Genomic DNA, 25,124 nt, shown 5'->3' on the forward strand with positions numbered 1-25,124 from the left:
ATGAGTTTAACACTACTGTACCGAGGAAAGAATGTAAGATTCTCAATGCGCCTAAATAAGCTGCGTTGGCTTTCTGCTGTTATAATTTTTGCTTTGGTTTCAGGTGTTATTGTCTATTTAGTCTTGTCTACCAATGAACAGCCTAATAGTAGTGCTAATTATTTAGCGAGCGAAAGAACGGATACTTCTGACCAACAAACTGCTATCAATGTAACTGAAATAAATAATGTTGAATTAAACAAGCAACAATTAACGGCATTAACCATGAAATTGGCTGAATTACAAAGTCATGTACTTCGCCTAAATGCGTTAGGTGGCCGCTTAGCGGATAACGCTAATATTCCCGAAAAAGAATTCGATTTGCACAAATTACCACCAAGTGGTGGCCCTTCTGCAACACGCGCTGATATCAGTATAAAATCTATTGCACAATTACTTGTTGAAATTACCCAATTAGAAAATTCACTAAATCATAAAGAAAATCAGTTAACTATGCTTGAATCTTTAACATTAGGTCACCATATAGAAAATACACGTTATTTATCTGGACGACCTATCACTAAAGGCTGGTTGTCTTCTTATTTTGGACTACGTAAAGATCCCTTTAATGGGCGCCCATCAATGCATAAAGGTATTGATTTTGCTGGAAAGGAAGACGGAGAGATTATCGCCACGGCATCAGGTATTGTTAGTTGGGCTGATGATCGGTATGGCTATGGTCTACTCATAGAAATTAACCATGGTGATGGTTTAAAGACACGTTACGGACATAATAAACAGTTATTGGTTAATGTTGGTGACGTAGTAGTTAAAGGACAAATAATAGCTCGTATGGGAAGTACCGGACGGTCAACTGGACCTCATGTACATTATGAAGTTTTGCGCAACAATAAACAAATAGATCCAATTAAATTTGTTTATCGTAAAGCAAAATAGCCACGGATGGGCGAGTGATTCAAAATAATAAAATTGTAATCTAAGCATATAAATAATAGTTAAAAATTTATAATAAAATTCACATGGTATGCAAAATAATTTGCCTGCTAAATATCACAAAATGGTTAAATAAGATGTTCGTAAAATTGTTAACAAAAATGTTTGGTAGTCGTAACGATAGATTATTAAAACAAATGGGCAAAGAAGTAAAAAAAATAAATGCATTAGAGCCGATTTTAGAAGCACTAAGTGATGATGAATTAAAAGCAAAAACAGATGAGTTTAAAGAACGTTTAGCCAATAATGAAACATTAGAACAAATATTACCTGAAGCATTCGGTGTTGTTCGCGAAGCCAGTAAACGTGTTTTTAAAATGCGACATTTTGACGTACAAATGATTGGCGGTATGGTGCTCAATGATGGAAAAATTGCTGAGATGCGTACTGGTGAAGGTAAAACGCTTACGGCAACCCTACCTTCTTATTTAAATGCCTTAACGGGTAATGGTGTTCATGTTATTACCGTTAATGATTATTTAGCAACCCGTGATGCTGATTGGAGTCGTCCATTATTTACCTTTTTAGGGATGACCGTTGGTTGTAATGTAGCAGGTATGACGCCCCAAGATAAGCAAGCAGCTTATCAAGCCGATGTTACTTACGGTACTAATAACGAATTTGGCTTTGACTATTTACGTGACAATATGGTGTTTTCACCTGAGGAACGTGCACAGAAAAAATTAAACTTTGCCATTGTCGATGAAGTTGATTCAATTCTAATTGATGAAGCGCGTACTCCTCTTGTTATTTCAGGGCAGGCAGAAGATAGCTCAGAGCTATATAAAGCAATTGATGTCATCGTGCCATCACTTGAAGTGCAAAGTGAAGAAGATAAAGATCAAGACACAGGTCAATCGGAAGATTTTGTTGAAGGTGATTATACGGTTGATGAAAAAGCCAAACAGGTTTATTTAACCGAACGTGGTCAAATTCTTATTGAAAATATCATGCGTGAAAAAGGTTTATTGCAAGAAGGGGATACTTTATTCTCTGCAAGCAACATCACCTTGTTACACCATGTTATGGCAGCTTTACGTGCCCATAAACTATTTGTTAAAGATGTAGATTACATAGTAAAAGATGAAGAAATAGTTATTGTTGATGAGCACACAGGTCGTACGATGGAAGGTCGTCGTTGGTCTGAAGGTTTACATCAAGCTATAGAAGCGAAAGAAGGTGTGAATATTCAAAATGAAAATCAGACCCTTGCTTCAATTACCTTCCAAAACTTCTTTAGAATATATGAAAAACTGTCAGGTATGACAGGTACAGCCGACACTGAAGCATTTGAATTTCAACATATTTACGGTTTAGAAACGGTTATTATTCCTACTAATCAACCGATGATTCGTAATGATATGTCAGATTTGATCTATCTAACGACAGAAGAAAAATTTGAAGCGATATTAGAGGATATTAAAGAGTGTGTTGAACGTGGTCAGCCAGTATTAGTGGGTACAATCACGATTGAAACATCAGAACTTTTATCTGGATTTTTGAAGAAGGCTAAAATTAAGCATAAAGTACTGAATGCAAAATTCCATGAACAAGAAGCTCAAATTGTTGCTGATGCAGGTAAAGAAGGTGCGGTAACCATTGCAACTAATATGGCCGGTCGTGGTACTGATATTGTACTTGGTGGCAATTTAGACGCGGGTATAGCCTCTCTAACTAAAGGTAAAAAGGACCCGACTGAAGAGCAAATTGAAAAATTCAAAGAACAATGGGAAGTTGATCATGAACGTGTACTTGAGTTAGGTGGTTTGAAAATAGTCGCTACCGAACGTCATGAATCTCGCCGTATTGATAACCAGCTTCGTGGTCGTTCAGGTCGTCAAGGTGATGCAGGTGCAACACGTTTTTATCTATCGATGGAAGATTCATTGATGCGTATTTTTGCCTCTGAGCGTATTTCAAATATGATGCGTAAATTAGGTATGGAGCACGGTGAAGCGATTGAACACCCATGGGTTACTCGTAGTATTGAAAATGCTCAACGCAAGGTTGAAGGCCGTAACTTTGATATGCGTAAACAATTATTAGAATATGATGATGTGGCAAATGATCAACGTGGTGTTATTTACGAACAACGTAATGAATTACTTGATGAAGATGAGATAGGCGAAGTGGTGAATGCTATTCGTAGTGACGTTATCACGGGTATTATCGATCAACATATTCCGCCACAATCATTAATTGAAATGTGGGATATTACCGCCCTAGAAGAGCAACTTAAAGGTGAATTGAATACGTATTTACCTGTGGCTAAGTGGCTTGATGAAGATAAAACACTTCATGAAGAAAGCTTGCGTGAAAAAATAATTGTTGAATTTGAACAGGTTTATAAAGATAAAGAAGAGATGGTTGGCGCTGAAGTATTACGCCAATTTGAAAAAGCAGTTATGTTGCAAAGTTTAGATTCCCATTGGAAAGAGCATTTAGCAGCCATGGATCATTTACGCCAAGGTATTGGTTTACGTGCACATGCGCAGAAAAATCCAAAACAAGAATATAAACGTGAATCTTTTGAGTTGTTTACAGAAATGTTAGATCACTTAAAATATGATGTTGTTGGTATTTTATCTAAAGTTCAAATTCAAGCAGAATCTGACGTAGAAGCGGTAGAAGAGCAACACAGAAAGTCAGAAACACCTAAAGAATTTCAACACCAAAGTGCAGCGGGTATTGATGACAAACCTCAAATGCCACGCGTTGGTCGTAATGAACCTTGTCCTTGTGGCTCAGGTAAAAAATACAAACAATGTCATGGTAAATTGAGTTAACAACAGTTTTTCGTTAATACCGTTCATACTGAGCGCGAGGAACGAGCAGTCGAAGTACGACAGGCTTCCTTCGACAGGCTTCCTTCGACAGGCTTCCTTCGACAGGCTCAGGACAAACGGGTTGTAAATACCGTTCATACTGAGCGCGAGGAACGAGTAGTCGAAGTACGACAAGCTTCCTTCGACAAGCTCAGGACAAACGGGTTGTAAATACCGTTCCTTCGACAAGCTCAGGACAAACGGGATGTTAATACCGTTCCTTCGACAAGCTCAGGACAAACGGGTTGTTAATACCGTTCATACTGAGCGCGAGGAACGAGCAGTCGAAGTACGACAGGCTTCCTTCGACAGGCTCAGGACAAACGGGTTGTTAATACCGTTCATACTGAGCACGAGTAACAGTTAGCCGTCTGCACTGAGCGCGAGGAACGAGTAGTCGAAGTGTCTAAATAAAAGAAAGATCAGAGAAATATATGCCTGAATCTGTCCATGTTGCTGTTGGCGTTATCACGTCAACCAATGACTACCATCAAACAAAATACTTTCTAACTAAGCGCCTTGATAGTGCCCATCAAGGCGGTAAGTGGGAGTTTCCTGGCGGTAAGGTGGAAAAAGATGAAACTACTGCTCAGGCGCTTGCTAGAGAGTTAAAGGAAGAAATTAATATTGAGGTGTTAAGTTGTCAGCCTTTGACTATTATTACTCATGATTATGGCGATAAAAAAGTATGCTTAGAGGTGTTTGTTGTCGATAATTATATTGGCGAACCAAGCGCTCAAGAAGGACAACAGCAAAGCTGGTTTATGCTTGAAGAATTTAAAAACCTAGACTTTCCAAAAGCCAATGAAGCTATCATCGCCAAACTCGTATCTTGCCACCTTTCTTCTTCGTAACTCGTAACTTTTCTTACTCGCCACTGACTTTTTATTCAGGCTCAACAAAAAACTTATTATTTAACAAAAACTCATCTTCTAATGCATCAAGCATCTCTTCAGTTAATGGCGTTTCGCTTTGAATTGACTGTGATATTTTATGGCCTTCATCAGCCCATTCACCTAGATCAATTAATTGGCAACGTTTGCTGCAAAAAGGTCTAAATTCGCTTTCTTTACACCAAGTCACTGATTTATCACAGTTAGGGCAGGAAACTTCTAGAGTCATTTTTGGATCAAAATTAATAAGTAATTATAGTCAGCATTATAACGCTATTTTCTTATCGACACTAATTATTAATAGAAAGAGACTAACAACGAGCCAGTTGAAATTTAGTTGCTTGGTTTGCGTAGCGTCGACCACTAACCTCACATGGCAACATAAAACGAATAGAGTAACGAAATTTATTACCGCTTATGGTCGGATAATACTGAGAACTCTGAGGAACTTTAATACGTAATAACAGTAAACCTTCACCGCTGTCTTGGTAGAAGCCACTGTCAGTTTCTATAGACCGGAACTCTTCTCGTTGACGAATAAATTTAAGTACTAAATCGAGCGAATATTTTATATCGGCTAGCAATGATAACCAGTGCTTTATTTGAGTTGATACTTGTTCGGTTGGTTGGTGAAGCCAAAATTGTAACTGTGGAAGATCAAAGCTTGAATTACCCCCTTGAATGGCAAAACGTTGTTTTAAACTGGCAAGTAATTTGTTTTCTTTAAGCTGATACCAAGTTTGATTGTTAGATTTTAACTGACAGATTAATGCCACTGTTTCACGCAGATTGTTTTCCAGAGCGCTGGTATTGATATCAGGCGCTTGAGACCATATCACCAAGTTTTGTTGTAATTTTTCTAAATCTTTAATTAATTCGCCTTTAATATCACTACGTTCTAAGGTGTCAATAATGGCAAATAGGGCATTAAAAAACACTTGGTGGCTAGTTTGTATATCGGCATTGGCACAACTGTGAGCTTGAACAAATAATTGCTCAAGTTTTAGATAGTTACGAATACGCTCATTAAGCGGATGTTCATATAATATTGTAGTCATGACAAAAGGTTTGAAATTTAAACTGTTTACTTATTAGGTAACGCTATAGTAACCATTGATAATTAAAATGGCGAATTATTTATAGTTTATTTTCTATACACAACCTAATGCCCATTGAATTATGTACCTTGATATGAAATTGGTATACACAATTATTTTAAAGGCACTTGGCTGCCATGGTTAAATAATGTTGATGTAATTTAGCAACCGCACTTTTTAGCTCTTCTAAAGAAGTACTATCATTGTTTAACAGGTCATCAGCATGATCTTGCTTAACTTGTCTACTTGCTTGACTCGCTATTATGGCTTGAACTTGCTCCACACTATTATTATCACGTGTAGTCGTTCTGCTTATTTGGGTTGTTTCACTGACATCAATAACAAGAACACGGTTTACTAACGTTGTTAAATTATTTTCAATTAATAGCGGCGCTACTAATAAGCAGTATGCACCTTGAGCTGCTTTCATTTGCGCAATTAGCTGTTCTCTAATAAGGGGGTGAAGAAGATTATTTAACCATAACTTATCTGCGTCATTACTAAATATCCGTTTGCGAAGTAATGCTCGATCAAGTTGTCCATCAGCTTGAATGAAATCTGCACCAAAGTGGCTGCTAATATGGGCAAGAGCAGGACTATCTATATCGACAACGTTTCGGGCAACAATATCAGCATCAACAATTGTTATACCATGCTGGGCAAAAATATTAGCAATGGTTGTTTTTCCGCTGCCAATGCCACCCGTTAAACCAACAATAAAATCAGACATAATACCCTCTATACCCGTAATCATTCAAAATGCTCGATTCAGAGTGCTTGAGCAAATCTAGTTTGAGACGCGTCAATTAAATCATGGTCATTCCCTATTTCTTTGACGCAACAATGAAATAGGTTTGCTCATGCGCTTCTACTATGGGGCTAAAAACGATTTATACGTCGTTATTGATTTAGTGAATGGCGCTACATGGATGTAGCTTATTAGATAATGCAGGAGCACATTATCCTGAACAACCATTCTCTGCAATCAAAGCCTTGTCTAAATCGTTTTTTTCTCCCACTGAAACATGCATTTTGAATGGTCACGGGTATATAAAAACGTTAACTAATTTGAATAAGATACCATGACCAAATTCCTTCACCCCACAAAACAGTGATCCAACCTGCTATGGCTAAATAGGGGCCAAACGGAATAGCTTGTTCACGTCTATGATTTTTAAATAACATTAATGAAATACCAATAATGGCACCAACAACAGAAGCCATTAAAATAAGAATAGGGAGTAATTGCCAACCAAGCCAAGCGCCAAATAAAGCAAATAGTTTGAAATCGCCATAGCCCATCCCTTCTTTGCCTGTTAATAACTTAAATAGCCAAAATATGCTAAATAGGCTCATGTAACCAACAACAGCGCCAATCACTGCATCGCTAATGGGCACAAACGTACCGGTAATATTAACTAATAAACCTAACCACAACAGTGGCATAACAATTTGATCTGGCAGTAACATATGATCAAAATCGATAAGCGTTAAACAGACTAGTCCCCAAGTGAGTATCAGTAACAGTAAGGTTTCAAAAGACACACCATATTGGTTTGCTATTACTAAACTCAATAGTGCCGTGGTTGTTTCAACTAAAGGATAACGAATAGAAATGCTACTTTTACATTGGCTACATTTACCTTTTAGAAATAACCAACTGATAACGGGAATATTTTCATAAAAACGGATTTTATGCTGGCACTTAGGACAAGTAGAATCAGGTTTGGATAACGTGAGTTCGGTAATTTTTGCTGCGGGAATGTTTTTAACTTCATCAGCTAAAAATTCACGACACTCAATATACCAATTATTGTGCATCATTTTCGGTAAACGATAGATCACTACGTTCAAAAAACTACCAATAATCAGGGAAAAAATTACTACAAAGACTTGAAAGGCAGTAGGAGACTGCTGAAAAAAAATTAGGGTTTGCTCAAACATAAACTACTCAAAAGTATAAAATCAGGTGTGTTTTGACACTTCGACTACTCGTACCTCGTGCTCAGTGCAAACGGATAATTGCTTCTCGTGCTCAGTGCAAACGGATAATTACTTCTCGTGCTCAGTGCAAACGGATAATTGCTTCTCGTGCTCAGTGCAAACGGTTAACTGTTCTGTGTGCTCATGATAGAGCGGTTATTGTTCAGTTTAATCCGTTCGTCCTGAGCTTGTCGAAGGAAGCTTGTCGAAGGAAGCTTGTCGAAGGAAGCTTGTACTTAGACACTTCGACTACTCGTACCTCGTGCTCAGTGCAGACGGTTAACTGTTCCTCACGCTCAGTATGAACGGCATTAACAACCCGTTTGTCCTTATACAACCATACCAATTTGAAATATTGGTAAATACATGGCAATAATTAATCCACCAATCACCACACCCAGTACCGCCATAATCATCGGCTCTAATAATGCGGTTAAATTGTCAACGGCGTTATCTACTTCAGCTTCATACACAGTAGCAACTTTTGCCAACATATCATCAACTGAGCCAGACTCTTCACCAATAGCCACCATTTGAATAACCATATCAGGAAATATACTACAATTTCGCATGGCTAGGTTCATTTGCATACCCGACGTTACTTCAGCACGTACTTCAAGAATAGCATCTCTAAATACCGCATTACCTGCAGCGCCAGCAGCAGATTCTAAGGCATCAATTAAAGGTACGCCAGCAGCGAAAGTTGTTGATAAAGTACGGGCATAACGAGCAACCGCGGCTTTTTCTAATAAATCACCAATAACAGGGAGTTTTAGTATTTTTCTGTCCACTTGGTCACGAAACTTTTGACTGTTTCTATGGGCACGCTTAAACAAAAAAACAAAAACAAAAACAGCTCCTAATCCTAAATACCAATAATCGACCATAAAATCAGATATACCAACAACAAATAGCGTAAATCCTGGTAATTCAGCACCAAAGCTAGCAAATATTTCTTGGAATACGGGTACAACAAAAATTAATAATATAGAGGTAACAATAGTAGCAATAACTATTACCGCAATGGGATAAGTCATGGCTTTTTTGATTTTAGCTTTTAAGGCCTCACCTTTTTCTTTATAGGTAGCGATTCTGTCGTAAATAGTTTCTAACGAACCAGACTGTTCACCAGAAGCCACTAAATCACAATAAAGATCATCAAAATAACGAGGGTGATCACGTAAACAGTCGGATAAGGGAATACCTGAAGAAAGCTTGTTGCCAATTTCGGTTAACAGCTTTTGCATATTGCCATTGTTGTGTCCTTTACCAATCATTTCTATGGTTTGTACTAAAGGAACCCCCGCCCCCAGCATAGTCGCTATTTGTCGTGATATTAGTGCTATATCAACAGGTTTAATGGCTTTGTCGCCGCCTAAACCAAAAAGTGGCTTAGCCTTTTTCTTAACTTTACTTGGCGTAATGCCTTGCTTACGCAATTGTGTTTTTAGTTCAATAAGATTTTTAGCAGAAAGTTCACCGTTAATTTTTTTACCTTTACGGTTAACACCATGCCAAATAAATACGTCTAAAGGTTTAACCTTGGGAGTGTTCTTTTTTGCTATTGCTATTGCCATAGATACCCTAATTTATTTATTATGAACTGGTTACGCGATTAATTTCTTTAAGACTGGTCATGCCATTCATCGCTTTTATTAATCCCGATTGGCGTAAATTGTTATAACCTTCTTTTTGACACTGTTTAGCTATGTCGAGCGAGTTACCACCTTCCATAATAATAGACGAAATGGTTGGGCTAATCTTTATCACTTCATAAATACCGACTCGGCCTTTATATCCGCCAGTACATTGCTCACAACCAACGGGCTTAAATAGCTTTATTTCACTTAGCTTATCACTAGGAAAACCTTGTTCAGCCAACTGCTCTTCGCTTAATATTTCTTCAGCTTTACACTGCAAGCATAAACGTCTTGCTAAACGTTGGGCAATAATAATAGTAACAGAGCTGGCTACATTGTAGGAAGGTACACCCATATTTAATAAACGAGTAAGCGTTTCAGCGGCAGAGTTAGTATGCAGGGTAGACAATACTAAATGCCCAGTTTGTGCTGCTTTTATTGCTATTTCTGCGGTTTCTAAATCACGAATTTCACCTACCATAACAATGTCGGGATCTTGTCGTAAAAAAGAGCGTAGCGCGCTAGGGAAAGTTAGCCCAGCACGGTTGTTAATTTGAACTTGGTTAATCCCTTCAAGGTTGATTTCAACCGGATCTTCCGCGGTAGAGATATTACGCTCTTGGGTATTTAAAATATTTAAACCGGTATACAAGGAAACTGTTTTACCTGAGCCAGTAGGGCCGGTGACTAAAATCATGCCTTGAGGCTGTTCTAATGCCTCCATGTAGATTTTTTTCTGTTCAGGTTCATACCCAAGCATGTCAATACCTAACATGGCGCTAGAGGAATCAAGAATACGCATTACAATTTTCTCACCCCACATGGTAGGTAAGGTGCTAACACGAAAATCGATGGACTTTTTCTTTGATAAGGCGAGTTTTATTCGGCCATCTTGAGGAACGCGACGCTCAGCAATATCAAGTCTTGACATCACTTTTAAGCGAGCCGCCATACGTGAAGATAAACTTACCGGTGGGCGGGCAATTTCAGATAATATGCCATCAATCCGAAAGCGAATACGAAAAGACTTTTCATAAGGTTCAAAATGTAAATCTGAAGCGCCTTTTTTTATGGCATCAAGTAAAATTTTATTGATGAATACCACTATAGGGGCATCGTCTTCACCGCCTTTAGCATTATCATCTTCTGTTTTATCTTCTTGAACTTCTAAGCCTGAAAGCTCTTCTGAATCAATATCAGTAATATCAAGGGCATCACTTTCATCTTCTAATACTTTTTCTATACAAGCCTGCAATCCGTGTTCATCAGTCAATACTAACTCAGTACTAAAACCGGTATTAAATTGAATTTCTTCTAAGGCATCAATATTAGTAGGATCTGACATGGCGACAAATAAAACTTTACCCCGTAGAAATAACGGTAAAGCATTATGTTTGGTGATCAACTTTTCATTACGTATGCCTTCAGGGACTAGGCTAGTATCAAAATTGGCTAACTGAATATAAGGATAACCAAATTTATTAGAGAGGATTTTGGCAATTTCTTTGCCATCAATTTTTTTATCTTCAACTAAAAAACGAATGAAAGGTTTATTTTTACCAATATAATCGGCACAAATCTCATCAATGCTGGTAAGGGCAACTAACTGTTCTTTAGATAAAGCGGATAAAACACTCGATTGTTGGTGATTTCCTTTCATAGCTTTTTAGCATAACCTTTTGAATAAAAACAATGAGCACGTTAAATTTTAGTGTAACGTAATTTTGGCTGAAAGAACAAAAGTTTTCTTACCTGAATTCAAGTTATGTGGATTAGTATCCATATTGGTTAGTAATGATAACGGCACTGAGCAATAATAATAGCGGTATCAGTTACTTTATAAATTATCCGATGCTCTTTGTTAATGCGCCGTGACCAATAACCAGACCAATTATGCTTAGCGAAAATCTTGATGAAATACGTACTACTACGCACAAGGGAATGGCAATTGGCAGTAATAAATTTAAATTAGAAATAGAGCGATTAACTGGAAGACGGGTGACAGAGGGTAAAAGAGGAAGACCGAAGAAGCTTAAATAAAATTAAGTTGTTCTGACCCCATTTTATCTGATTAAATTTATTTTTTTATAAAGCTTGGATATAATCTAACTGCTCCATTATAAATATCATCTTTGAGTTTATTATCTACTGTAATGTTATTTGATTCTAATGTTTGTATGGCAAGGATCATATTTTGATAAAGGTTCTTTTTAGGGGTGTGTTTTGCAAACTCATTTCCCCAGCGAATATAATCTAAAAGCGCTTGTGGATTCTTTTTTTCAAAACCTTGCTTTAACAAAGCGGTTTGTATAGTTACGTCAATATGATCTTGCCAAGCTACTATGTTAATAATGGAATTAAAATCAGTTATATTTTTATAATTATTTGCTTTTAATTGTTCCATTTTTATTGAAGTATGTAAGGTCGTTAGCATAAAAATACTGGTAAATAATGGAATAGTGATGGCAAGCCCTTTAAATAAATGACTACTGTTAATTTTTACAACGTTGTAATGAGTTGCTTGCTGCTCTGCTAACCAAATAAAAATAATAAAATAGATAAAATGAACAATAGAATGATAAAAAGGAAATTCAGTTTGTGTATGCACTAATATAGGTGTTATTAGCATCATTAAAGGTAAGGTTGTACTTATTGGTATACCTTTAAATAAAGTAATATAGCCATAACTAAATAAGAATAAACCTAACAATGAAGCTATACCACCTTCTACCGCCCAAAATAGTATTTCATTATGGGGGTGATTAAGATCTAATGGAGCGGTTAATTTCTTATCTGTTTTTATTTTTTCTAAATGAAATTCACGATAACTTTTTCTAAAATCGCCATAACCATAACCTAGCAAAGGTTTTTCGATAAACATTTCGCCAGATATTTCATACATGGTAGAGCGATGCATGTCTTGGTATAAATTGTTGGCTCTGTCTACTTGTTGAAATGATTGCATTGATATAATGCCAGCTATAACACCTACTAATATAATAACGAAAGGTTTTAGGTATATTTTTTTGTTTTTGATAAACGTAGGGATGAATAATAAAAGAACCAGAATACCCGCTAAGTAACCTGTTTTAGATTGTAAAGTGACCAGTAATAAGGCACAGAAAAATAAGCATGACAAAATAAAAAGGTTAAAATATTTTTTAAGAAAGGGGCTTTTCTTTGATTCGCCTTCTGATGAATTAATTTGTGTAAATAATGCTTTAATATTACAGGGAAGTAATAAATATAACGAAAGTGCTACCCCGGTAGCCATAAAACTTGCCATTACGTTAGGTTGTGTAAATGAACCATACGGACGACCAAAAAGAGGCGTATATCCCAATATTTGTATATCAAAGGGTATAAGTATAAATAATTGTATTAGGCCAATCACAGCTTCAATAAATACACCACATAATAACAATAAAAGTAAGATGATTTTTTGTTTAGCGGTAAATTGAAATTGGGTAAGTAATAGTAATAATAAAAAACCAGCCATTATGGCTAATATTCTAGGTATGGCAAAGTAACTTATATCATTGCCATATAAAAAAGGAATACAAAGTAAAAAAATACCGATACCCAGTAACCGCTGAAATTTACTAACCCGTAACTGTTTTTTTATCGCGACTTGCCATAAACCTATCCCAAGCAGCATTGAAATAAAAATCCAACCTAATATATTAGGGCTAAGATAAAGTCCTATACCACCCGGTGTTGGTAGCACAATGTGCATTGCAATACCTAAATAAATGATAAGTACCATGAAAAATAATTTTATTAGGGGATTAGTCGGCATAAGGAACTATATTTGAATGTAGGTAAATAAGGGGGATTTTAGATAAAAAAAAAGCTCTTAAAAGAGCTTTTCATCAATACCAAGCGTTATGGATTAACACATACCAGCGGCTAGACATTCACTGTTAGGATCTATTGCCCAAGTGACAGCGTTAGTAGAATTTATTGTGCCTATTAAAATATATGTTATAGCTGTGTCACCACCCACGTCAATACCCGCGCTTGTTGCTGTGATTGATGGAGTAAGAGAAGTTGCACCACCAATTGTTACAGTAGCAACATTATTGCCGTTTGCCCAATCGGCAGAGTCTGCTAAACCACTGCAATCTATACCACCAGTAGCGGCACAGACAGTTATAGCTGTTTTTGCAGGAGAAACAGCTAAAACCACTTCAGAATACTTGGCTCTTTTTGTGTATGTATTATAAGCAGGCAATGCAACCGCTGCTAAAATACCGATAATCGCAACAACGATCATTAATTCAATAAGGGTAAAACCTTTTTGTGCTTTGTTCATTGCGTTTAAGTTTTGCGTTGTTTTAAGTAAGTTCTTCATAGTTTAAATATCCATTAATTACTACGGGGGCTGCGGCTAATATGCGACATATTTTTGTAAATGTAAAATAATATTGCGTTTTTTTGTTTTTAATAGGTTTTTACTTAAATGTTAATCAAAATTAATATTTAAGTAAAAACCTATTAACTTCTATTTATATAATCTTTACAGTTTTTGTCAACATATAAATAGATGCCAAAGCAAATTGACTTGTATAATATTAGTTATAAAAGAAGTATATAGATCAATACATTCAATTAAACTAAGCAAAACAAAGTCATTTACCTAAAAGCTGTTATCAATATAAACAAGTTAAAACACATGTAAAGCTTAAAAGTAAAAAAAACACCATTATTTTGATCAAAACTAATTAATTGATGGTTTTTTATTGATAGTTTTAGTTAACATTAAGGTAGCTGTTGATCTTTTGTCATCGTTATGTTGTTTTATTAATGATTGCTATGTTGATACAGAAGATTTTATACAGACACTTATTACAACGACTGCTTCCTTAGATAAAGATGAATAAAGCTGTTTTTCTTTACTTAGCTCTCTATTTTTATCCTTATTTCTGCTACATTAGCCCTCCTAAAATTTTTCACACTCACACTCACTTTAAGTTAAGGCTAAGTAAATGGCAGATCAAAAATTCGGTAAATTTGCCAAAGAAAAGCAATTTATCAAAGACAAACAAATTGATGAATTAAAAACACCGCCACATTCGCTTGAAGCTGAGCAATCAGTGTTAGGGGGTTTATTACTCGATAATGAAACCTGGGATCGGGTTGCTGAAAAAGCAGTGGCGGAAGATTTTTATAGTCGTTCACATCGGCTTATTTTTGAAACCATTGGTGCCTTAATTGAATTAGGTGAACCGGTTGATTTAATCACCTTGTCAGAAGCATTAGAAAACGATCAAAAACTAGATGATGCGGGGGGCTTTGTTTACCTTGCTGAGATGATGAAAAATACGCCAAGTGCGGCGAATATCACTGCATACGCAGATATTGTTCGTGAACGAGCGGTAACACGTGAAATGATCAGTGTGGCGAATGAGATTGCTGAAGCGGGCTATGATACGCAAGGCCGTAGTAGTGCTGAATTACTTGATTTTGCCGAAACTAAAGTATTTGCTATTGCTGAAAAACGCGCCAGTAAATCAGAAGGCCCAGAAAGTATTCATTCTGTTTTAGAAAAAACGGTAGATCGCATTGAAAAGCTCTGTTCTACCGATACCGGTGGTGTAACGGGTGTGCCTAGTGGCTTTACTGATTTAGATAAAATGACGGCAGGGTTACAACAGTCTGATTTAATTATTGTTGCTGCGCGTCCATCTATGGGTAAAACAACCTTTGCGATGAACTTGGCAGAACATGCTGCGATGACGCAGGATAAACCAGCACTAATCTTTAGCTTAGAGATGCCGGCAGATCAAATTATGATGCGGATGTTAGCGTCTTTGGGTCGAATTGATCAAACTAAAATTCGTACCGGTCAATTAGACGATGAAGATTGGGCTCGACTGTCTTCAACCATGGGGTTATTAATTGAAAATGGCAAAATGTTTATCGATGATGCCGCAGGTTTAACGCCAACAGAAGTACGTTCAAGAGCAAGGCGTATTCATCGCGATCATGGTGGCATTTCTATGATCATGATTGATTACTTACAGCTAATGCGTGCACCGCAATTTTCTGATAATCGTACCTTAGAAATTTCTGAAATTTCACGGTCACTAAAAGCGTTAGCGAAAGAATTGAAAGTACCGGTAGTCGCGCTTTCTCAGCTTAACCGTGGCTTAGAACAACGTTCAGATAAACGCCCAATCAACTCAGATTTACGTGAATCTGGTGCCATTGAGCAAGATGCCGATTTAATTATGTTTATCTATCGCGATGAGGTTTATCACGATGACAGCGAATATAAAGGCATGGCTGAAATTATTATTGGTAAACAGCGTAATGGGCCTATTGGCCGTGTACCGTTAACGTTCCAAGGGCAGTATTCGCGTTTTGACAATTACGCGGGACCACATGTGTTAGAAGAAGACTAACGGTTCATGCTGAGCGTGAGGGACGAGTAGTCGAAGTACGACAGGCGTCCTTCGACAGGCGTCCTTCGACAGGCTCAGGACAAACGGATATACACAACGGTTCATGCTGAGCGTGAGGGACGAGTAGTCGAAGTACGACAGGCTTCCTTCGACAAGCTTCCTTCGACAAGCTTCCTTCGACAAGCTCAGAATGAACGGAATAAGCACAGCCATAGAATGAACGGAATAAGCACAGCCATAGAATGAACGGAATAAGCACAGCCATAGAATGAACGGAATAAGCACAGCCACAGATTGAACGGAATATACACTGTCATAGAATAAATACAGCCACGGAATAAATACAAGCTAATAAAATCGATAAATACCGTTCGCCCTGAGCGTCAGTAACAGTTAACCGTCTGCACTGAGCACGAGGTACGAGTAGTCGAAGTGTCGAAGGGGCTTTAGTTACTTAATCATCAAAACTGAATTCAATATAAGCTCTACCTGCATCCCCTTTAAGTGAAATTATTACGATAGGGCCTTTTGATTTATGGTGAATAGTATGGTTTTTACCCGACACAACAACAGGTGTTGCCATATCAAATTCAAAGCCTTTTTCGCTCAATAAACGTTTAGCACCACCAGTGACCATATTGGTAATTTCACCTACTAAGTCAATAATTTCTTCATTCACTTCGTTGGGTGCTTCGCCTACCATGCCCTTCATTGTGGCTAATGCTAATGGGGTATCAAAAGTAATTGATAGCGATCCTTTTGTTTCTGGGCTGACCATACCTATAAGCCCTGAAACATCACCTTGGGCAATGTCATTTTTTTTTAATTTAGGCTTTTCAGCTATTAATTCCATTTGTGCCATTGTAGACATGACATTTAGCATTGCGGATAAAAATGGATTGATAAACTCTACTTTCATGAAGCTTCTGAGCCTTATTTATTTCACACTCATTTGATTCTTTAGATTTTTATAACAAATGTAAATCAAACGGTGATAATTAATTACTATTAGCTTTATTTATATTCAAATTGTCACCTGTGCCAATAACAGCAACACTTAGCGATTGATTATAAGTTAAACTGCCTTGCAACTTATTGGGTGATGTTACGTCTTGATAATTCACCGTATTTATTTGCTTAGGGTAAGTATCAATGAGTAGAGTGTTTTTTACTACTAAATTAGTTAAAAAGTTTTTACGGGTACTTTCTTGATAAACAAATAATTTCCCTCGTTTAACCTCAAAACCAAGCCAGTTTAGCTGTATAGTTTTGTTGTTGCGTTCAATTACAAAGTGTTTTTCAAAGTAGGCTTGTATGTATTGATCATACTTTGGATGTTCAGGCGAAAAGTGCTCCTGCTTTATTTCAGCAAGGGTGTTTTCGATATCATGAGCAGTAAATTGATGAATAACCTCGATATGTTTATTTTGACTATTGATATTAATTTCGGTCAAACCAAAAAAATAGGTATGGGCAGCAACAGATGCAGTAACCCCCACTAACAGAATACTAAAAAGTGCTTTTTTAAAAAAAGAATTAACCATTAGCTGTCAGTATTTTCCTCTTCTTCCTGTTCAATTTCGTCAGCGGATTTCAATTTTTCATTGTAATCACGCATCATGTCTTCCTTTTTGTCTTTATAAAGCTCGAAACGAGATTTGATAGGGCGAGCGGGCCAATAGTTGTTATTTACATCTACGTCAGCGGTTTCCCATTTAGCATCTATTGCAATCGCGGTGATTTCTTTATCTCGAATTAACAGTTTTGAGGTTTTTTTGTTATTTTTACGCCAAATTTCAGCGGGTAACTTCAACTGTTCAGTACTACTGTCAGCGTAAGTGATATCTAAAATAATAGGCATAACTAAGCCGCCTTTATTTTCAAAATCTATAATGTAAAAATTACTTTGAGTTAATAATAAATCTTTTTCCCATTGCTCAAGTTTTTTGTTGCTGCTGTTATATTTATTACGTGCGGCATTGGTCGCGGTAAATTTGTCATGCTCATTATAAAAGTCTAATAATTCAGGTTTATCTTGAGTCCGCACCCCTTGACCTTTATCGATGAAGCTAGTGATATATTCAGGTTTTTCATTATCTAAAGCACGCTGCCAAGCTTCTTCTGTATCAGGATTTTGGCTATCAGCAGTATATAAATGGATATTACCAAGGGCGATATCTACGTGATCTGTGGTGTAGAACCAGCCGCGAAAAAACCAATCTAGATCAACAGCAGAAGCATCTTCCATGGTACGGAAGAAATCTGCAGGGGTTGGACGTTTGAATTTCCAGCGTTGAGCATATTCTTTAAAGGCAAAATCAAATAATTCACGACCCATAATGGTTTCACGTAAAATATTTAATGCAGTAGCGGGTTTTCCATAGGCATTATTACCAAACTGCAAGATAGACTCAGAGTTAGTCATAATGGGTACTTGGTTATCGCTTTTCATGTAGCTGGTAATTTTTGCTGCATGACCACGGCGAGATGGATAATCTTCTTCCCATGCTTGCTCGGCTATAAACTGTAAGAAAGTATTTAAACCTTCATCCATCCAGGTCCATTGGCGTTCATCGGAATTTACTATCATAGGGAAGTAGTTATGACCCACTTCATGAATAATAACGCCAACTAAGCCATATTTGGTGCGACGAGAATACGTTTTATCACCGGTTTTTTTATCTAGTGTTGGGCGTGGGCCGTTAAAGGTGATCATGGGATATTCCATGCCGCCAACAGGGCCATTTACTGAAATAGATACGGGATATGGGTAGTCAAAAGTATACTTACTGTATTGCTCCATAGTATGGATAATGGCTTCTGTAGAGTACTTTTCCCACAAAGGGTTACCTTCGTTAGGATAGAAAGACATCGCCATAGTGTTACTATTGCCATGTTGATAACCTTGGGCATCCCAAATAAACTTACGACTAGAAGCAAAGGCAAAGTCACGCACGTTTTTAGCTTTGAAGTGCCAAGTGTTAGTTTTTGTTGAGCGTGACTTTTCATTTTCTAATGCTTCGTCAACCGTCACAATCAGTACAGGTTTATTTGCTGTTTTAGCTTTGGATAAACGTTTACGTTGTGTTTTAGTTAATACTTTTTTCGGATTTTGTAATACCCCCGTAGCGGCAACAATATGATCACTCGGTACGGTGATTTTTACATCATAATTACCAAACTCTAAGGTGAACTCTCCGTGACCGACAAATTGTTTGTTTTGCCAACCCATTACGTCGTAATAAGCTACTGCACGTGGAAACCAGCTAGCGATTTCATATAAATAGTTGTCGTCTTCTTTAAAGTATTCATAACCTGAGCGGCCGCCCAATACTTTCTGTTCGTGTAATTGATAATTCCATTCAACTTTAAATTCGGTATCGTCACCAGATTTAAGTGCTTTAGGTAAATCAATGCGTAACATGGTACCGTTGATAACATACTGTATTGGCTTGCCATTGCTAGCAGTAACGTTAGTTATTTCATAACCGCCGTTAAATTTTGGCGACTCAATCATATTGCGAACACCACGGTAAGTGACTTTTTTCAACGGCTGAGTTGATTTTGATAACTTAGCATCTGAGCCGCGTTTTAACTTGTTTTGATCAAGCTGTAGCCAAATGTAGCGTAAGGTGTCAGGTGAGTTATTTTGATAACTTAACGTTTCTGAGCCTGTTAATTGTTGAGTTTTATCATCCAGTTTAATTTCAATGTCGTAATCAACTTGTTGCTGCCAGTACTTATGACCGGGAGCACCTGAAGCGGTACGATAAACATTTGGTGTGGGGAGAATTTCGTCTAGTTGACGAAACTTGTCATCAGAAATAGTGTTTTTAGCTTGAGCACTGACACTAACTAAATTGCCAGCAAAAGCAACCGATAGACAAATGATCGCTGTTGATATTGAATATTTCATAACCTTCCAATGAGTAATAGTTATTTGTTATACAAAGTTATTTGGTAACTACCCACCTATCGTCACTCCCGAGATGTTTTAATCGGGAGTCTACTGTTTAAAACAGGCAGATTCCGGCTTCAGCTTTGTAGTTCCAGACCAAAGCTAGACCCTACGTCCTGTAGGCAAAGACACAACCGGAATGATGTGCACGCTGGGTATGGTGAATAATTACGTTATTTGTTAACAAAATGTTATATCATATAAATGAATCACTTGGTAATAGGGAGGGGTTTGCGATGAAATGTAATCTTTCTGAGGTGAGGGGATTATACAACATTAGTTACATCTAGCTTTATTCGCTACCACTAGTCTTAGGAATTACAAGTTCTACAATTGCCGTGTGCTTCAACAATTTGATGGCTAATAGTGAACCCATTAGCATCAGCCATTGAACGAAGTGCCAAATCAAAATTATTTGATTGAATTTCTTCAACATGGCCACATTGGTCACAAATAAGTAATTGCACAGGGTGGTCACAATCACCAAAATGATGACACATAACAAAGGCATTGATAGATTCTATTTTATGAACAAAGCCTTGCTTAGAAAGAAAGTCTAATGCGCGATATATTGTTGCCGGTTTAGCTGCGGCATCAATTTGTTTAAGTTGATCTAATAATTCATAAGCACCAACAGCCCCTTCATGTTTTGCCAGTAATAAAAAAACTTGTTCACGTACTTTGGTAAAGCGAGCACCTTTTTTTTTGCATACTTGTTGTGCTTGCGCTAATAGTGTTTCAGATGAAGAAGCAGTCATTAGGGTACTTTTAAGTCAGTTGTTAGTTATTTTGCTCAGTGTAGCATTATTATGTAGTTCGAGACCAAATCAAATAAATATTATTCGCCATTAGCTAAGGAATACTTTATATTACCAGAATGATAGCGCTGTCATTTTTTGCGCTTTGTGTGCCTAATTTATAAAAAATATCGCAACGTGGAAATAATATGACTCGTTATTTAGCTCTTGATGCCTTTAGAGGTATTACCATCGCCTTGATGATTTTAGTTAATACACCGGGTTCATGGTCACATGTGTATGCACCATTATTACATGCCGAGTGGCATGGCTGTACACCAACAGATTTAGTGTTTCCTTTTTTCTTATTCATCATCGGCTCAGCAATGTTTTTCTCGTTTAAAAAAAGTGATTTTGCTGCTACTCCAGCGCAATTTCTCAGAATAATAAAACGTGGTTTTTTCATCTTTTTTATTGGTTTTATGTTGAATGTTATTCCGTTTAATACGCCATTTGAAGAATTACGTATTATGGGCGTATTACAACGCATTGGTATTGCTTATGTTATTGCTGCAGGTTTAGTTTTATTGCTAAATCGTCGCGGTATATTTATTGTTTCAGCCATAATTTTATTAGCCTATTGGGGACTATTACTTAGTATTGGTGATAATAGTTTAACTATTGAAGGCAATATTATTCGCCAATTTGATTTAGCCACGTTAGGGGCAAATCATATGTATACCATGCGTGGGGTAAGTTTTGATCCTGAAGGTTTACTGAGTACCATTCCTGCTGTTGTGAATATGTTACTAGGTTTTGAATTAACGCGTTATTTAACGAGCATAAAAGATAAAAAATCCAGTGTTATTAAATTAACTCTTATTGGTGGACTTGCTATCGGTTTTGGCGCTTTGTGGAGCTTGGTTTTACCTATTAATAAAGCATTATGGACAAGTTCTTATGTTATTTATACCACAGGTTTTGCCTGTTTATTATTAGCTGCTTTTGTTTGGTTAATTGATATAAAAGGGCAAGAGAAGCTTGTGTCGCCATTACTAGTTTATGGCACAAACCCACTGTTTGTTTTTGTTTTATCATTTTGCATTGTTACTGTTTATTTGAATATACCTGTTGGAAATAGCAGCTTGTATGCTTGGTTATATCAACAGTTTACCTTGTTTGCTAACCCAACATTAGCCTCGTTTTTGTTTGCTTTTAGCCATGTAGTACTATTTTGGTTTGTTTCTTTGAAGCTATATCAACGTAAAATATTTATTAAAATATAGAAGCCACCTAACGTATTGTTTTGATACTACCAACGTGGATGATTAAATAAATCGTATTAATCAATGGTTTTATTGCTATGCTTAATTTAATTGATATAAGTAGATCAATCAGGAACAATTCAAAATTGCTTGAAAACGTCATTCCAGTGATGTTTTAGGCTGACGTGGCATGGATGCCACTTATTAGACTATGCATGGAGCACATAGTCCTGAATCTAAACTAAAAGACAATGGATCTTCGACAAAAGACTTCGAAGATGACGATATTAATGAACTCCTGAGTAAAGTACATAGGCAAGTAATTTAATTGATATAAGTTAATCTTTTTATAAGGATAGTTATCAGGGTGTGAATAAAGTTACATTGACTCAAGATGAGAATCTATCATTTAAAATTAGCTACCAATTGCTGCCACAGGAACAGCAACGCATAGATCTGTATTTTTCCCTCCCTGTTGAAATGGGCATTAGCCCAAGTACCCTAAATGCGGAAGATTACTTTTATAGTAATATAAAAAGTCATAGCGCTTATTATTCCGCGCAATTGCACTTGCCGCTTGTACGAAGTCGTTTTATTAGTCAGCGTTTTGTTGGCGAAAAAAAGGAAGCGCAAAGTGATTATCGTTTAAACCTTAATCTCTATTCCTACCAAGTAAAACTCGCGCTTGATACTGATATCAAACATACATTAAAACTAAAAAGTGCTGAAGAATTTTATCCTGCAGCAATTGAATTAGCCGAACAAATAAGTGGCTTAACCAAAAAATTGCGTCGCTATACACCGTCAGACCATAAACTCAGTTCATTTTTTGAAAATGCCGATAACTATTTAAGTTGGCATGTTGAGCAATCTTTTTTAAAGCTCCTTTCAAAAGGCCCCAAAAGCAGTGACTTTTCTGCAGAACGTGAGTTTTTATTTGTATTATGTCGAGAAGAATATAATTACCGTATAGCTTGTAAATATAACTCAAAAGTCACACTAGATGATCCTAATAGGATCACGAATAAAATGCATTTATTGCAACGATTAATCGAATATGGCGTAGTGTTTCAGAAGCAAACCCGTTACTTAGACGCCAACTTAAAGCGTTTTGTTCGAGGTGGCGTTACGGCTGTGATCATGGCTTTTGTGATGTTTTTAGTACTTAATGCTCGTTCAAGCTTTACTGAAGTAACTTTAGCGTTAATTGCTTTTTTAGGCTTAATATATGGCTTACGTGAAATATTTAAAGAAGATCTTACCAGTCTTATGTGGCGAAAAATTCAAAAAGGCCGGCCAAAGTGGCAAAATTTATTTCGTCATAGTGTTAATAAAAAACGTATTCTTAGTCAAATTTTATGGTTGGAATATATAACGACTCACGATCTTCCTAAAACGGTTAACGAATTATTTCAACAGCGCAGACAACAAAATAAACAAGCAGCACGATTACTACATTTTCGTTGTGATAATAAGGTACTCACTAAAGAGTTTTTGCCTGGTTATGGTGAGATACAACAGAACTTGTTCTTCAATATGACTCCTTTTGTACGCTTTTTGAAAAAAGGGGCTGGTCGTTTATATAGTTTAGATGGGCAAAAAGTATCGAGTCAAGCAGTTGAGCGTCGTTATCAAATTAACCTTATTTTACGCTGTGTAGATAAAAAAGGAGAACATTTACAACGTTTTAAAATCACCTTAAATCGCAGTGAAATAGTTAATATTGAAGCAATGGCAATATAAGGTATTTTTGTAATTATTCACCATACCCAGCGTGCACGTCATTCCGGTTGTGTCTTTGCCTACAGGACGTAGGGTCTAGCTTTGGTCTGGAACTACAAAGCTGAAGCCGGAATCTGCCTGTTTTAAACATTAGACTCCCGATTAAAACATCTCGGGAGTGACGATAGGTGAGTAGTTACGTATTTTTTAACAAAAGAATGAAAGCATTGTAAGGCGAAATATATTGGTGCATTGGTTATACTTAGTAGTGGTATAGTCATTTTATTATTTAGGAGGAATTTATGCTTCAAAAAGAAGATTGCGGTCTAATCGTTGTTGATGTGCAAGGCAGTTTAGCTAGGATTGTACAGCAGAGTGATTTAGTTATTGAAAATACTAAAAAGCTAATCCAATGTTGTAAATTATTATCTATACCTATCATATGGCTTGAGCAAAACCCCAAAGGCTTAGGTGCAACTGTTCCAGAATTATCTGAGTTGATGGGGGAATCTATCGTAAATGAGAAAGTACATTTTAATGCACTATTTGAACAGCCTATTAAAGAAGTGATTAAAGCGACAGATAAGAAACGGTGGTTAGTTGTAGGCATAGAAGCGCATGTCTGTGTTTATCAAACAGTATTGGGCTTGTTAAATGAAAATTATAAAGTGGATGTAGTATCTGACTGTATTTCATCTCGTTTACAATCAAATATAGATTTAGCTTTACTAAATATGAGAGAGAGTGGAGCCAGTATAACGAGTTTAGAAATGTGTGTTTTTGAGATGATGAAAAGCGCTAAAATAAATAACTTTAGAGAAATTTTGTCAGTCATAAAGTAAATGCTAAACAGCAAGTGCTCAATCACTTGTTGTTATTTTCGAGCCTGTAACAGATTTTCTGTTTGTTGCCTGCCTATGAGAAGAACACTTGAAACGATCAATATTTATCTTATCTCTGCTCAATGACTACACCTAATTCAATTTAGGAGGCTGTATTTTGTTTTATCCGTTGTACTGCCTGCTGTATCTGCCTCATCAATGGGTGTTTTTCATTGAGACCATGAAAGTGCAACTCACTGGTTATATCATCGAGAAGTTCCACCATTTCTCTATCTGAAGGTGGTGCTTTCATGAAGTCATTGGCTGGCACCTGCATGTTACTGCTCCAAGTTTAAGTGCTTTTGTATTTTCTCTATTAGCGCTTGTTCTTTACTGAAGTCCTGCTGAAACGCCCTAATTAATTCGTAATAAGGGCTACTTACTGCCTTGGCCAAGCTGAATCCTTCATCTTCAAACTCACTGGCTAATCTAGGAAGACGTCATACCGTTCTCATCGACATTTCTTTTTATAGCTCTCAAACACTAATTTTGCCTGTTTATTGATTTTTTATTGCTCAAAACCCCCATTGTTCGAGATCATTTGAGAAGATGGACTTTTTTTGGGAAAGATCTGCTTATTGGTAAATTCGGCGAATTGTTCTGGTCAAGCAGCATAAGACACATTTATTGTGGACTGCTCAAACTCAATTGGAGAGCAATCACCGTTTGATGTATGAAGCCTGATCTGATTGTAATATCGGATATACGCTTCAACATCTTCCT

At 36.8% G+C, this 25,124-nt stretch carries 21 protein-coding genes; 7 read left to right on the forward strand and 14 right to left on the reverse strand.

The window, feature by feature from the left end:
* From DWA31_RS00755 to mutT, 3 genes are all read left to right on the forward strand, one after another.
* Entirely contained in the window at positions 1-936 is a 936-nt protein-coding gene (locus DWA31_RS00755) for a M23 family metallopeptidase (RefSeq protein ID WP_114324772.1), read from the forward strand.
* A gap of 134 nt (positions 937-1,070) precedes the next feature.
* A complete protein-coding gene (secA, locus tag DWA31_RS00760; RefSeq protein ID WP_114324773.1) occupies positions 1,071-3,779 on the forward strand; it encodes a preprotein translocase subunit SecA in 2,709 nt (902 codons plus the stop codon).
* 473 nt (positions 3,780-4,252) lie between these two features.
* Positions 4,253-4,672 (forward strand): 8-oxo-dGTP diphosphatase MutT, encoded by a 420-nt coding sequence (gene mutT, locus DWA31_RS00765; protein ID WP_114324774.1) that lies wholly within the window; start codon positions 4,253-4,255, stop codon positions 4,670-4,672.
* A gap of 31 nt (positions 4,673-4,703) precedes the next feature.
* Here mutT and yacG read toward each other — a convergent pair whose 3' ends face one another.
* The 9 genes from yacG to DWA31_RS00810 form a co-directional block, all read right to left on the reverse strand.
* A complete protein-coding gene (gene yacG / locus DWA31_RS00770) occupies positions 4,704-4,940 on the reverse strand; it encodes a DNA gyrase inhibitor YacG (RefSeq protein ID WP_114324775.1) in 237 nt (78 codons plus the stop codon).
* Between the two features lie 82 nt (positions 4,941-5,022).
* Positions 5,023-5,769, reverse strand: a complete 747-nt coding sequence (zapD, locus tag DWA31_RS00775) for a cell division protein ZapD (RefSeq protein WP_114324776.1) — start codon at positions 5,767-5,769, stop codon at positions 5,023-5,025.
* Between the two features lie 157 nt (positions 5,770-5,926).
* Complete coding sequence (coaE, locus tag DWA31_RS00780; protein ID WP_114324797.1) at positions 5,927-6,538, reverse strand: dephospho-CoA kinase; 612 nt, start codon at positions 6,536-6,538, stop codon at positions 5,927-5,929.
* A 329-nt stretch (positions 6,539-6,867) separates the two neighbouring features.
* Positions 6,868-7,752 (reverse strand): prepilin peptidase, encoded by an 885-nt coding sequence (locus tag DWA31_RS00785; protein ID WP_114324777.1) that lies wholly within the window; start codon positions 7,750-7,752, stop codon positions 6,868-6,870.
* A gap of 368 nt (positions 7,753-8,120) precedes the next feature.
* Positions 8,121-9,368 carry a type II secretion system F family protein gene (locus DWA31_RS00790; RefSeq protein ID WP_210725518.1) on the reverse strand — a complete coding sequence of 416 codons (1,248 nt, stop codon included), beginning with the start codon at positions 9,366-9,368 and terminating at the stop codon, positions 8,121-8,123.
* A 19-nt stretch (positions 9,369-9,387) separates the two neighbouring features.
* Entirely contained in the window at positions 9,388-11,091 is a 1,704-nt protein-coding gene (gene pilB, locus DWA31_RS00795; protein ID WP_114324778.1) for a type IV-A pilus assembly ATPase PilB, read from the reverse strand.
* A gap of 128 nt (positions 11,092-11,219) precedes the next feature.
* A complete protein-coding gene (locus DWA31_RS17365; RefSeq protein WP_425451841.1) occupies positions 11,220-11,366 on the reverse strand; it encodes a Txe/YoeB family addiction module toxin in 147 nt (48 codons plus the stop codon).
* Positions 11,367-11,508: 142 nt separating this feature from the next.
* Entirely contained in the window at positions 11,509-13,167 is a 1,659-nt protein-coding gene (locus DWA31_RS00805) for a PglL family O-oligosaccharyltransferase (protein WP_168427256.1), read from the reverse strand.
* A gap of 156 nt (positions 13,168-13,323) precedes the next feature.
* Entirely contained in the window at positions 13,324-13,746 is a 423-nt protein-coding gene (locus DWA31_RS00810; RefSeq protein WP_168427258.1) for a pilin, read from the reverse strand.
* Positions 13,747-14,419: 673 nt separating this feature from the next.
* Here DWA31_RS00810 and dnaB point away from each other — a divergent pair.
* Positions 14,420-15,838, forward strand: coding sequence for a replicative DNA helicase (dnaB, locus tag DWA31_RS00815; protein ID WP_114324782.1), 1,419 nt, complete (start codon positions 14,420-14,422; stop codon positions 15,836-15,838).
* A gap of 454 nt (positions 15,839-16,292) precedes the next feature.
* On the opposite strand, the gene DWA31_RS00820 is transcribed toward dnaB, so the two are convergent.
* The 4 genes from DWA31_RS00820 to zur form a co-directional block, all read right to left on the reverse strand.
* On the reverse strand, positions 16,293-16,757 hold the full coding sequence (locus tag DWA31_RS00820; RefSeq protein WP_114324783.1) for a chemotaxis protein CheX: 465 nt from the start codon (positions 16,755-16,757) through the stop codon (positions 16,293-16,295).
* Between the two features lie 79 nt (positions 16,758-16,836).
* The gene (locus DWA31_RS00825; protein ID WP_114324784.1) at positions 16,837-17,382 is read right to left on the reverse strand and encodes a DUF6702 family protein; all 546 of its coding nucleotides are present in this window, start codon (positions 17,380-17,382) and stop codon (positions 16,837-16,839) included.
* Positions 17,382-19,754: a M1 family metallopeptidase gene (locus DWA31_RS00830; RefSeq protein WP_114324785.1), complete on the reverse strand. Its 2,373-nt coding sequence runs from the start codon at positions 19,752-19,754 to the stop codon at positions 17,382-17,384. Before DWA31_RS00830 ends, DWA31_RS00825 begins: the two co-directional genes overlap by 1 nt.
* Before the next feature lie 353 nt (positions 19,755-20,107).
* A complete protein-coding gene (zur, locus tag DWA31_RS00835) occupies positions 20,108-20,554 on the reverse strand; it encodes a zinc uptake transcriptional repressor Zur (RefSeq protein WP_114324786.1) in 447 nt (148 codons plus the stop codon).
* Positions 20,555-20,742: 188 nt separating this feature from the next.
* On the opposite strand from zur, the gene DWA31_RS00840 reads away from it, so the two are divergent.
* From DWA31_RS00840 to DWA31_RS00850, 3 genes are all read left to right on the forward strand, one after another.
* Positions 20,743-21,819, forward strand: coding sequence for an acyltransferase family protein (locus tag DWA31_RS00840; protein ID WP_114324787.1), 1,077 nt, complete (start codon positions 20,743-20,745; stop codon positions 21,817-21,819).
* 348 nt (positions 21,820-22,167) lie between these two features.
* Complete coding sequence (locus tag DWA31_RS00845) at positions 22,168-23,541, forward strand: hypothetical protein (protein WP_114324788.1); 1,374 nt, start codon at positions 22,168-22,170, stop codon at positions 23,539-23,541.
* A 281-nt stretch (positions 23,542-23,822) separates the two neighbouring features.
* Complete coding sequence (locus tag DWA31_RS00850; RefSeq protein WP_114324789.1) at positions 23,823-24,362, forward strand: isochorismatase family protein; 540 nt, start codon at positions 23,823-23,825, stop codon at positions 24,360-24,362.
* 643 nt (positions 24,363-25,005) lie between these two features.
* On the opposite strand, the gene DWA31_RS00855 is transcribed toward DWA31_RS00850, so the two are convergent.
* The coding region (locus tag DWA31_RS00855) for an IS3 family transposase (protein ID WP_136037966.1) at positions 25,006-25,124 on the reverse strand (119 nt) is incomplete at its 5' end.

This window comes from Candidatus Colwellia aromaticivorans, assembly GCF_003333305.1.
GTDB lineage: Bacteria > Pseudomonadota > Gammaproteobacteria > Enterobacterales > Alteromonadaceae > Colwellia > Colwellia aromaticivorans.